Here is an 11,802-nt window from a genome sequence, read left to right on the forward strand (position 1 = left end):
AGAGGAAATATACGTAGACTTCTGGTCAGCTAATAGTGGTCACGTCCTGGGACTGGGACCGCGCTTACTTGTCCCATTGAGGAGCATTTGGGACTGCGCTAAATGCTCGTCCCATCGAAAAGAGTTTGCACTTCGTTCGTCCCATTGGGGAGATTTGTGACGTCATCGACACTAGTACGTCCTGTAACGTCGGTGGCGGCTTACAAGCCGCCTTAGGATGTGCGTAGTATATTTCCAGAGCAGGTTATATATAGCTTACCATTGTTTGGATTTTTCTTTGGCAAAAACACTTTTGTTCTAACCTTATTGTTTTGTACAGCATTTTTTAAAGATTTCCTTTAAAGGAACTAGGTGATAATTTGGGAAGAATATACACATTGTTATTTTTAGTAATGGCAATATGGGGATTTAATTTATCGGCATTAGTCATTTTAGTGAATAATATTGAACCTATTACATTGACTTCAGTCCGCATTTTCGTCGCTGGAATATCCGTTTTAATTATTTCAAAGATTATTGGAATCTTTCGTTTGCCGACGAGACAAGAATGGAAAACAATTTTTATCATTACGATTTTTAATGTAGCTTTTCATCACACTTTGCTTGCTATTGGATTAACAAGTACTTCTGGTGTAAATGCGGGAATTATTCTAGGAGCTGCACCACTTGTCACAATGGTTTTATCGATTATTTTATTACATGATAAAGTTTCCCGGTTACGAGCGGTAGGTTTTATTTTTGGCTTTATCGGTATTATGATCACTTCACTGGCAGGCGCAGAAGGTTTATCTTCCATTTCTTATGGAGATTTAATGATTTTTTTATCAATGCTGATGCAAGCCTTTAGTTTTATTTTAATAAGTAAACTAAATCCTACCTTTGACCCTAGGCTACTTACTGGGTATATGCTTGTTTTAGGATCAGGTTTTATATTTATTGTTAGTTTAATAGTAGAGGGGAATGTGACACAGTTAACAAAATTATTTTCCTTTAAGCTAGGCATCATTTTTTTATTTAGTGCTATTATGGCAACAGCATTTGGACATATGACTTATAATTATGCCATTAAAAATGTTGGACCAACAGAAACGACGATTTTTGTTAACTTAAACACTCTTTTTGCTTTGTTAGGTACAGCTATCTTTTTAGGAGAACCAATTTTACGAAATCACTATTTCGGACTAGTATTTATTTTATTAGGTATTTTTATTGGTTCAGGTACGTTGGAATACGTATTAAGAAAGCGGCGTCTTCGATCATAAAAAAAGCGTACCGTCAAGACTGGTACGCTACCATTTTATATTCATTTTGTTGCTGTATATAATATATTTGCTGATTGAAGTCGATTACGTACGAGGACACCGATCCAACCTGCAAGAAAAGCTTTAATGATTCCAACGATGATAAAAGGAGCGAATCCACCTAAAAATGCTGCTGTCCAAGTGAGACCTGCTACAAACTTTAACCAAAATGTTCCGAAAGTTAACGTAATAAACATACCAATTACATTAGCGATAAACGCGTTAATTACAGTAAAGCTAGTTTTCTCTAAATATAGACCAATGATAAACGTAGTTGGGATGAATCCAATTAAAAAGCCCCCTGTAGGTCCAAAAATAACACCAAGACCTGAAGTCATTTGTGCAAAAACGGGGACACCGATAGCCCCAATAATGAGGTAAAGAATCGATGATAGTGTGCCATATCTAGAGCCTAAAATAGTGGCAGCAAGTCCAATTGCCAATGTTTGCCCTGTAATTGGCACAAGTGGTAATGGAATAGTTACTTGTGCAAGGATTCCAATGATTGCAGCAAATAATGCTGTTACAATCATCATTTGTAATTTCGAATGATTCATTGTCGTAACTCCTTTTGTTATTGTATGTAAACCGAAACAAATATGAGTCAACACACTTACTAGAATACGAGAAACTGGAAAAAATGTCAAGCAGAATTTACACGTATATAGCAACGGAGGTGTAGCTTTGTTTCGTTTTAGTACCATTATTATGATAGGTTGTTTACTATTTGTATTAACAGGATGTAGTTCGGGCGAAAAGATAGAAGGATATATATTAGAAAATAATGATGGGGAAATTCTTTTTGCAGAAAATGCATCAGAGGAAGAATATGGAACATGGAAAGAATTGTCTTTTAATGAATTAACGGAATTATCACCTGGTCCATCGCTAATCGTTATTACGTATGAAGGAGAAAACAATTTGCAACCAGGAGACCATGTATGGATTATGATAGATGGCGATATCGCGGCGTCTTATCCAGCACAAGCCGAAGCGAAAAAAATGGGACAAATTGAATAAACCTCTCCACAAAAGATGGGAGAGGCGTTTTTGTTAATGGAAGACGATTGTTTTATTATCTTTTACGATAATTCGATCTTGTAAATGCCACTTTACAGCTCTAGCAAGTACACGTCTTTCCACTTGTTGACCAATTTTCTTTAATGTAGGAACATTGTCACGGTGATCTACTCGTTCAATATCTTGATCAATAATAGGACCTTCATCAAGGTCATTTGTGACGTAATGGGAAGTAGCTCCAATTAATTTTACTCCTCGTTCATACGCTCGTTCATATGGATGGGCTCCAATAAATGCTGGTAAGAATGAATGGTGAATATTAATAATTTTATTTGGAAACTTTTCAACAAACTTAGGTGTTAAAATTTGCATATATCTAGCTAAAATGATGACATCAATTTTATACTTATACATTAACTCAACTTGTTTTGCTTCAACTTCTTTTCGAATATCTTTATTTGCAGGTATATAATAAAAAGGGATTCCCAATGATTCCACAATCTCTTGTGCTTCTTTATGGTTACTGATAACGAGTGGGATATCTGTCTCAAGGTCGCCACTTTGCCATTCCCAAAGGAGCTCAAGTAAACAATGAATTTCTTTAGATACAAAAATGGCGCTACGCTTTTTCGTTTCATTATATGTAAAAGTAAAGTCCATTTTAAAATTTTTAGCTAACTCTTGGAAATCTTCTTCCATTTGTTTCCGTTTACTTAAAAGTCCTTCACAATAAAATTCAAAGCGAATATAAAACATTCTACTTGGATCATCACTTGAATATTGACTTGACTCCATAATATCTGCGCCATGTTCAAATAAAAACTTTGATAAGGCAGCAACAATTCCTGGTTTATCAGGACATTTTACTAATAATCGTCCAATATTCTCTTTATTTCGATAGTACTGTGTATAAATTGACATTTTTTCACGACTCCTTAAAAAACTTGGCTTATCACTACGATTTTTTATAGCGAAAGCTTTAGTTACACTGATGCAGTAAGAAACTTTTAAAGTTTGATACTTTCTTATCTGCTAAAAATTTTACTTATATAAGTATACAGATTGTCTATGATGTTTGTCATTTCTAAACGTATTTTATTGCATTGTGTATGCTCTGGTCTAGGAGAATTAGAGTCCCTTGGTTAGAGTTACACAAATAATCATGTAGAAATTGTATGAGATAACAAGCCTTTGATCATATCGTCCTAAATGAAGGTTAGTGCAACTTTCCAACTTTTCACGATGTACAATCCTACGTATCTAAAGATCCCGCTGGAATGATTAGCCCCTATTCGTGGTCTATTTATCCACTTACACCTCATACTTGGGTACGATTATTAACTTAACATTTGTACAAGGAGGCCGTTTTTTCTTCAGGCAGGTTAAGTATGCGACGTCCTGGGATCCCACTAAATGCTCGTCTCACCAAAAAGCATTGTTGCAACACCTGGGACTGGGACTGCGCTTACTCGTCCCATCGAAGTGCATTTGCGATTACTCTTCCGCCGTAGAAATTTGCACTAGCACGTTCTGGGGCTGCGTATTTACTCGCCCCATCGAAGACCTTTGCGACTGCGCTTACTCGTCGCAATAAACATTGTCATTCGGAGGCTGCAGCCGTGCCCGCGTTAAAGGAGACACTGAGAAAGCAAGTGAAAACGTAGCTTAAACAGATGTCGTTCTTATGCCTGTGGTGAAAACGACTGTCCGAAGCGCAAATCAACGTTGCTGTGACTATGTTTGTAGACAAAATATCAAATTAAGTTACTGCACAGTTTATTTCAAATACGTGATAATAGCAACAAACGTAACGAAAAGAGCAAGTGGAGTCTAAATATAAACAGATTGCTTCTGAGCAAAAAGTTCATCCAAAGTCAACTTAAGCACTGTATCTTTATCCCTCATTCTACGAAGACTGTTTTGTCCGTTTCACTCTACGAAAGTTGACTGAATTAATCACTTGCCATCACGACACCGATTGGCTTTAAGATATGTAGAACTTCAATCGTTCCTTTGTGTGCATCAAGCACTTCTTGTAATTTTCGGTAAACGAACGGGCTTTCATCTGTTCCGGCTCCTCTTAATTCCACACCAAATTTTTCAACGGCTTTTTTCATTTGCTCCTCCGTAATTGCTCCTCCACGGCGAGTACGGGTTCGCCAGTTCATCCGACCAGCTGCCTTCGTTCGACTCATGATTCGTCCGGCACCATGAACCGTACTATAAAATGCCTCTCTACTCTTTTCAGAGTCTACCCCTCGTAAAATAACTGATATATCAGCCATACTTCCACCGACAAAACCACGTTGCCCTGGAAAAGCTGGTGTAGCGCCTTTGCGAACGACAATATACTCTTTGCCGAAATGGTTTTCTTTCCAAGCAAAATTATGGTGATTATGCACTTCATCTACGGCTTTTGCATTAAGGATATCGAGTACTTGATTAATCACATGATCCCTGCCAGCATATGCATAACGTCCCGCTAGGTTCATGGCTCGAAAATACATCTGTCCCAATTCACTATCTAGTTCAAAAAGGGTTGGAGGTGTTTCCATCGATTCTCCAGGTGGACGATCCGAGAATGCTCGATCATTTGCTAAGTTTAAAAAACCTGTAGCAGTTCGGTGACCAAGACCTCTACTTCCGAAATGATTTCCAACCCAAACAGCTGCTGTTTTTTCATCGATCAGTATATCAACATAATGATTTCCTGATCCAGTCGTTCCAAGTTGAGCCCTTGCTAATGCTTTTAGATCATCGTGTTCATGATTTCCAATTTCACGATATACATCCCAATCACTGTCATCAAATATCTCATGATCTACTCGAACCGGATTCTTTTTTCCAAATCCAAATGGAATTTTCTTTTCAACTTCATCCATAATTTGAGAAAGATTATTTTTTATATCATCATAAACTAAGTTTGTTTTTACTGCTTTATTTCCACAAGCAATATCATAGCCAACACCGGATGGAGATATTTGTCCATCATAAACAACCACTCCACCAACTGGTTGTGAGTAACCATAGTGACCATCGGCGCATAAAACTCCACCTGTAACATTCCCAGTTTGTAAACAATGATGAAACTGTCTTATTGTGTCTTCTTCATGATTGCCAAAAATCCTTTTTTTCAACGTATTTCACCCCTCCTATCTTATTATACATAAATATTAAAAGAGTCCCATGTTTTCAAGGTTCATGGGGTAATTATCCATAAAGATAATTACTTTCCATTGATATTTTTAGCAATTACGTTTATCATGTATATAAAGCTGCGATGTTCGTAATTTACTTAAGTTTAACCTCTAAACAAGAATTAGGGAGTTTTAATCGAGAGCCAAATGTCATGCCTCGTTTGTGTGGAAGACAGGAAGTTCTCTGCGGACACCCACTTAGTAAAGTGGTGGTTAAAACTTTTTAATTTATTACGACATTGTGGCTCTTTCCTTTTTAAAAAAAGTTTATGTCTATACATCCGCTCCTATATTGCATAAGGGCGGTTTTTTAATGAGTAAGAAATGGAAAAAGAGACAGGGATACGATTTTTTAGGAGTATTTGTAAATACGACCTCTTCCAAGTTGTCTTTAGAATGATACTGAATGGCTCAAATTTAGGTCTTATGAACAATAATAAATTCATAGAATGAGCAAAAAACTAAAAGAATATCAAAAAAGATATATAATAGTGACATACTCAAAAAGCGGGAGTTGAATTTGTGGCAAAGTTTACGACAAAAAATGAAGAGCAGTTTAACAAGAAGTCGATTGTAGCTATTTTGCTTGCAGGTACATTTTTAGCAATATTAAATCAAACGTTATTAATAACAGCAACACCACATATAATGATCGAATTTAATTTATCAGAGAATTCTGGACAGTGGGTTACGACAATCTTTATGTTAGTGAATGGGATTATGATTCCGATTACAGCTTTTTTAATGGAAACGTTTACGTCGAGACGATTATTTTTTGTGTCCATGGCTATTTTTATTATTGGGACAATTGTTTGTGCCGTTTGTTTAAACTTTCCAATGTTAATGGTCGGGAGAATTGTACAAGCAGTTGGGGCTGGAATTATGATGCCACTTATGATGACAATTTTTATGTTAATTTTTGCGGTTGAAAAAAGAGGGTTTGCTATGGGCATGGCTGGACTTGTTATTTCCTTTGCACCAGCACTTGGGCCTTCTTTATCAGGATGGTTAATCGAAATTTTACCGTGGCGATCTTTGTTTTATATTATTATTCCACTTTCATTGATCGATTTAATTTTAGCATTTTTCTTTATGAGAAATATTATTACACGCACTTTTCCAAAAGTGGACTATCTATCTATCATTCTATCCATGTTCGGTTTTGGGGGATTATTGTACGGTTTTAGTAGTGTAGGAAATTATGGGTGGTCTAATCCTGCCGTAATTATGTCATTGATTATTGGATCGATTACACTTACCATTTTTATCTTTAGACAATTTTCATTAAAAGAACCAGTATTAGAGTTTCGTGTATTTACATATAAAGTATACACGCTTACAACTGTTATCGGAATGGTTGGATTTATGATGCTTATTGCAGCAGAAACGATCCTACCGATTTATATGCAATTGATGGCAGGTTTTACAGCGTTTGAATCGGGATTAATGATTTTACCTGGTGCACTTATTATGGGAATTTTATCGCCATTCATCGGAAAAATTTTTGATGCAATTGGTGCAAGATGGTTATTAATTATCGGATTATCGATCATGACAGTAACAACATTGTTTTTCACAAACTTAAGTTCCTCCACTTCCTTAATTTATTTAGCAACTGTTTTTGCGATACGAATGGTTGGAATTTCGATGGTGATGATGCCATCGACAACTGCTGGACTAAATGTTTTACCGACGCGGCTAATCCCACATGGAACAGCAATGACAAACACGATGCGTCAAGTGGCAGCCTCGATTGGAACAGCAACACTTGTTACCATTATGTCCGTAACTGCGCTTGCTCCTAACCACGCTACTGATACAGAAGCGTTGATTCATGGAGTTAATATTGCTTTTTATGTTGCAACTGCAATAACGTTTATTGCGCTTATCTTATCTTTTTATGTAAAGGATAGAAACGTACGGGCAAATGAGAAAAAATCAGCATCCCAAATGTAAACCGACAAATTTTTAAACAAAATTTGAATTTCTCGTGAAAAAACAGTACAGAATCCTCCTTAGACTATTATTCAAAATGGAAGAAAGTTATAATAAGAGTATAACAACTAGAGGAGGAGAGATGAGGATGAAACAGAAGAAATTATGGATACTTTTATTCGTTTCGTTATTTGTGATTATAGGTTGTACAGCAAAAGAGAATAAAGAAAGCATACAAGATGACGTAAGTGGCGAAAATGAGCATACGCCTCCCTCTTTAGAAGAGTTGGATCCTGATGATCCGATGACAGATGCAATTAAATATGGTGAAGAAATTTTTAATGAAACGAATACCGTACTATCAGATTATGTTGGGAATGAATTATCTTGTCAAAGTTGTCATGCAGATGGTGGACTCTCGAAAAGTTCTTCATTAGTCGGGGTAACGGCAGATTATCCACAATATCGACCACGTGAAGGGATCACTTTTACGTTAGAAGACCGAGTCAACGGTTGTATGATTCGTAGTATGAATGGAGAAATGATTCCAAATGATAGTGAAGAAATGCGAGCAATGATTTCGTATTTAACGTACATTTCTCAAGGCGTTGAAATTGGTGCAGAAAGACCTTGGGTTGTTGTTAATTCTATGGACGAAGTGCCTGAACCAAATGTCGAAAATGGCGAGGAATTATACGGGAAGAAAAACTGTCTCACTTGTCATGGCGAAGATGGGGCTGGAACCGGAGCAAATACAGGGCCAGCGTTATGGGGGGAAAATTCCTTTAACGATGGAGCTGGAATGGGACGTTTAACGAAAATGGCAGGATACTTGCAAAACAATATGCCGATTGGTGCAGAATATGAGTTATCAGATCAAGAAGCGGCCGATTTAGCAGCATTTATTTTAGCGCAAGACCGTCCAGTTTGGGAAGGGCATGACGATGACTTTCCGCATGGTAAAAGACCAACTGATATTATTACAAAAGATCGCCGTGAAAAAATTCAAAATGGGGAATTTGACTGGACTGAGATTGAAAATGTTGTCCCAGCAAAACACTAAAATAAAGGCGAGGACAAAAGTGTTTTAATCATAGAAAGATCCGAACGATGATTCAAATTTCTTCAATAAAAATGATCATTCGTTCGGATTATTCATTTGGCTGTTTTTCAAATGTGTTTACCAATTGTCTATAAAATGCGGCATAACTGTTAGATAGGTTGTTTTCCGCTACGGATCATTGCTTTCACAGTGTCTTCTTTACCGTGGGCACTGTCTCAGCCTCCTCGGGAAACATAAAACAAAAGTATTCAGACACAAAGCATTCCAAGTATACCGAGACTCCTATAGGAAGTAAAATACTTCCCCATTATTTTTCGGCTACAAATTAATTAAGAAAACCTTTGCCTGTTGACCATTAATCGCCTTCGATCAATTAAAGTCGAAATAATACTATGAAGAATGATTCCGAAAATAACGAGTGTAATGCCTATGAAAGAAGTAAAGTTTGGTAATAAGGCTCCTAAAAATATAATCTCACCAAGTAAGGCAAAAAGAACCTCACCCGAAGAAGTTGCTTCTACTCCCGCTAGTTTATGGTTATCGTGTCTAACAAGCTCCGTTGCATAAAAGAATAAAATAGTTGCGATCACACCCGAAAAGACTGCGACGATAAATGTTTGCACTACTTGATGCTGTGTTGGTGCCCCAAATGAAAATATCCCGTAAATTGATAAAATTATCCAGAATGGTAAAGAAGCAATCGTCATTCCTAAAATACGCTGTATTGTATTTAACTCGCCATTAACGAGTTGCATCATTTTCCGATTACCTAATGGATAGGAGATAGAGGAAATAAGCAATGGAATAATCGTTAAGATAACGCCTTTTATTGGAACATTGTCTGCATGCTCGATTTGCATAAGGAAGACACCAATAATAATAATGATGGAAATAATAACACTTTGTATTGGGATGGAACGGTTCTTTTTATTAATAAACGGAACGAGTAGAGACCCGGCAACAATATTAAGCTGGAACGTTGCTGCAACAAGCCAACCAGGTGCATAAATGGTGGCAAAAGTAAGTGGAGCATAGAAAAAACCAAATCCTACTGTACTCCAAATGATCCATTGGAATGGATATTTTTTAAGATGAAGGAATACAGGTGTAATATTTCTTCTAAAACTTACTAATAGTAAAAGCATTGGCAACATGAAAAAGAACCGAATGGAAGCACTCCAAACCCAGCTTCCTCCAGCAAGTTCCATCGATCTGTTAAAAATAAATGCAAAAGAAAAAAATAAAGCCCCTAATAATCCAATTAAAATTGGTCTCACGTTGTCACCTCTAAATGCTATTTATATACAGTATATTCTTTTAAAAAATAAAATCACGTTAACAGCTTATTATAGATGTAGTGACTAAATATAAATAAAAGTTGAATAGAAAATACTTGACTTATATTTCTTCTGTTCGTATAATCAATTTAACTTAAAAATTCGCATATGATTATAAAAAGACGTTGACGAGAAAAAGTACAGTTTGATCATTTTTTCACAGAGAGCTTCGGTAGCTGAAAAGAAGCAAAAATGGAAAATTGGAAAATGGCCTCAGAGTTTCGTGCTGAACATACCATTGTGTATAAGTAGGTTCCGACGGGATTTGGTACCCGTTATCAAAGCAAAAGTATTAAAAATGTTTGTTTAAAACATTTGCGTACTTAGTAAGGCTATTTGTGTGAGCAAATAGTAAAATAAGGTGGTAACACGTATATTCAACCACGTCCTTATCGATATTAAAGATAAGGACGTGGTTTTTTGCTTTTAAATTTTATTTATTGGAGGTATTTTTTAAGATGACTAGTAGACATTTAGTATTACAAACAGATTTTGGATTATGTGATGGTGCAGTAAGTGCTATGTATGGAGTTGCCTTATCTGTCGATCCAAATTTAAAAATATTTGATTTAACACACGAAATTCCACAGTACAATATTTGGGAAGGGTCGTACCGTTTATATCAAACTATTTCATATTGGCCTAAAGAAACAGTATTCGTATCTGTTGTCGACCCCGGAGTTGGAACAGAGCGTTTAAGTGTAGTTGCAAAAACGGTGGATAATCAATATATTATAACGCCAAACAATGGAACATTAACACATGTATTACAAAATATCGGAATTATCGAACTAAGGGAAATTGACGAAACAATCAATCGTTTGCCGAATTCTGGAGAATCCTATACATTCCATGGTCGCGATATTTACGCATACACAGGAGCTAGACTTGCGGCAAATGTTATAAGTTTTGAAGAAGTAGGGAGGAAACTAAATGTTAAGGAAATTGTCGAATTAGCTAATCCTGAACCAACCGTAGAAAATGGCCTCGTATCAGGAAATATCGATATTCTTGATGTCCGATTCGGGAATCTATGGACGAATATTAGCAGGGACCTTTTTATTCAATCTAATGTCGAATATGGGGATTTACTAGAAGTTACAATTGAAAATAATGAACGCCAAGTGTATAAAAATGCAATGACATATGGTAGATCTTTTGCTGATAGCCGACTAGGTGAACCGTTAATTTATGTAAACTCTGTTGATAAATTAGGAGTAGCGATTAATCAGGGATCTTTTGCTAAAGCTTATCATATCGGTACAGGTATGAATTGGAAAATAACGATTCGAAAAGCAATTAATACAGCATATAATGATGTTAATGATTAAAAATGATGATTAAAATAAACTTTAAGGAGAATGAAAATGGAAAGAGGACTATCAATTAAAACGATTGTAGCAATTGGGATTGGATCAGCAGTATTTGTCATATTAGGGAGGTTTGCTTCGATCCCTACTGGAATTCCGAATACATCAATTGAAACTTCGTACGCATTTTTAGCTTTAATGTCTATTATTTTCGGACCGATTGCTGGAGTACTTATTGGGCTAATTGGCCATGCATTAAAAGACGCTTTGTTTTATGGTTCTATTTGGTGGAGTTGGGTTTTAGTTTCATCATTTGTCGGACTATTCATTGGAGTTTTTGCTAGCCGAATTAATATCCAATCAGGAATTTTTGGCGGAAAACAAATTATTACATTTAATATTGTTCAAGCGATTGTTCAAGCTATTGGTTGGTTTTTAATTGCTCCAACATTAGACATTATCATTTATGCAGAACCAGCAAATAAAGTTTACCTACAAGGAATTGCAGCCGGACTATCCAATATTGTAACTGTTGGTGTTATCGGTACCATATTATTAATATCGTATGCAAGAACGCGCAGCAAAAGTAATAGTCTTTCAGTTGAATAATATTTTCTCAAAGAGTAGTCTGAAATTATT

The 11,802-nt window shown here is 36.1% G+C and carries 10 protein-coding genes, 1 other RNA gene and 1 other annotated feature; of the genes, 7 read left to right on the plus strand and 4 right to left on the minus strand.

What is annotated here, in order from left to right; translation table 11 throughout:
* The first annotated feature begins 377 nt into the window (after nt 1-377).
* On the plus strand, nt 378-1,262 hold the full coding sequence (locus tag DFR56_RS09430) for a DMT family transporter (RefSeq protein ID WP_242694900.1): 885 nt from the start codon (nt 378-380) through the stop codon (nt 1,260-1,262).
* A 41-nt stretch (nt 1,263-1,303) separates the two neighbouring features.
* Here the strand turns inward: DFR56_RS09430 and DFR56_RS09435 are convergent, their stop codons facing one another.
* Nucleotides 1,304-1,858, minus strand: a complete 555-nt coding sequence (locus DFR56_RS09435) for a biotin transporter BioY (protein WP_242694899.1) — start codon at nt 1,856-1,858, stop codon at nt 1,304-1,306.
* A 127-nt stretch (nt 1,859-1,985) separates the two neighbouring features.
* Between DFR56_RS09435 and DFR56_RS09440 the strand changes: the two genes are divergently transcribed.
* The gene (locus DFR56_RS09440) at nt 1,986-2,321 is read left to right on the plus strand and encodes a DUF3221 domain-containing protein (RefSeq protein ID WP_110395196.1); all 336 of its coding nucleotides are present in this window, start codon (nt 1,986-1,988) and stop codon (nt 2,319-2,321) included.
* A 33-nt stretch (nt 2,322-2,354) separates the two neighbouring features.
* On the opposite strand, the gene purU is transcribed toward DFR56_RS09440, so the two are convergent.
* The gene (gene purU / locus DFR56_RS09445; protein WP_110395197.1) at nt 2,355-3,242 is read right to left on the minus strand and encodes a formyltetrahydrofolate deformylase; all 888 of its coding nucleotides are present in this window, start codon (nt 3,240-3,242) and stop codon (nt 2,355-2,357) included.
* A gap of 1,031 nt (nt 3,243-4,273) precedes the next feature.
* Nucleotides 4,274-5,458 (minus strand): RtcB family protein, encoded by a 1,185-nt coding sequence (locus tag DFR56_RS09450; RefSeq protein ID WP_110395198.1) that lies wholly within the window; start codon nt 5,456-5,458, stop codon nt 4,274-4,276.
* A 132-nt stretch (nt 5,459-5,590) separates the two neighbouring features.
* On the opposite strand from DFR56_RS09450, the gene ssrS reads away from it, so the two are divergent.
* The 3 genes from ssrS (at nt 5,591) to DFR56_RS09465 (ending at nt 8,516) form a co-directional block, all read left to right on the plus strand.
* A non-coding RNA gene (gene ssrS / locus DFR56_RS09455) (6S RNA) lies at nt 5,591-5,770 on the plus strand.
* A 270-nt stretch (nt 5,771-6,040) separates the two neighbouring features.
* Nucleotides 6,041-7,474 carry an MDR family MFS transporter gene (locus tag DFR56_RS09460; RefSeq protein ID WP_110395199.1) on the plus strand — a complete coding sequence of 478 codons (1,434 nt, stop codon included), beginning with the start codon at nt 6,041-6,043 and terminating at the stop codon, nt 7,472-7,474.
* 127 nt (nt 7,475-7,601) lie between these two features.
* Complete coding sequence (locus DFR56_RS09465; RefSeq protein WP_244916470.1) at nt 7,602-8,516, plus strand: c-type cytochrome; 915 nt, start codon at nt 7,602-7,604, stop codon at nt 8,514-8,516.
* Nucleotides 8,517-8,845: 329 nt separating this feature from the next.
* On the opposite strand, the gene DFR56_RS09470 is transcribed toward DFR56_RS09465, so the two are convergent.
* Nucleotides 8,846-9,793, minus strand: coding sequence for a DMT family transporter (locus DFR56_RS09470; RefSeq protein ID WP_110395201.1), 948 nt, complete (start codon nt 9,791-9,793; stop codon nt 8,846-8,848).
* A gap of 176 nt (nt 9,794-9,969) precedes the next feature.
* Nucleotides 9,970-10,247 (plus strand) — a binding site (T-box leader).
* 64 nt (nt 10,248-10,311) lie between these two features.
* Here DFR56_RS09470 and DFR56_RS09475 point away from each other — a divergent pair.
* The gene (locus DFR56_RS09475) at nt 10,312-11,184 is read left to right on the plus strand and encodes an SAM hydrolase/SAM-dependent halogenase family protein (RefSeq protein ID WP_110395202.1); all 873 of its coding nucleotides are present in this window, start codon (nt 10,312-10,314) and stop codon (nt 11,182-11,184) included.
* 30 nt (nt 11,185-11,214) lie between these two features.
* Nucleotides 11,215-11,772 carry an ECF-type riboflavin transporter substrate-binding protein gene (locus DFR56_RS09480; protein WP_372442985.1) on the plus strand — a complete coding sequence of 186 codons (558 nt, stop codon included), beginning with the start codon at nt 11,215-11,217 and terminating at the stop codon, nt 11,770-11,772.
* The last annotated feature ends 30 nt before the right edge of the window (nt 11,773-11,802 follow it).

The organism is Pseudogracilibacillus auburnensis, assembly GCF_003201975.1.
GTDB lineage: Bacteria > Bacillota > Bacilli > Bacillales > Amphibacillaceae > Pseudogracilibacillus > Pseudogracilibacillus auburnensis.

Bases quoted from the DNA above. Each gene is read 5' to 3' on its own strand.
- DFR56_RS09435 (WP_242694899.1), bottom strand. From the start codon at position 1,858: ATGAATCATTCGAAATTACAAATGATGATTGTAACAGCATTATTTGCT.
- purU (WP_110395197.1), bottom strand. From the start codon at position 3,242: ATGTCAATTTATACACAGTACTATCGAAATAAAGAGAATATTGGACGA.
- DFR56_RS09465 (WP_244916470.1), top strand. From the start codon at position 7,602: ATGAAACAGAAGAAATTATGGATACTTTTATTCGTTTCGTTATTTGTG.
- DFR56_RS09475 (WP_110395202.1), top strand. From the start codon at position 10,312: ATGACTAGTAGACATTTAGTATTACAAACAGATTTTGGATTATGTGAT.
- DFR56_RS09480 (WP_372442985.1), top strand. From the start codon at position 11,215: ATGAAAATGGAAAGAGGACTATCAATTAAAACGATTGTAGCAATTGGG.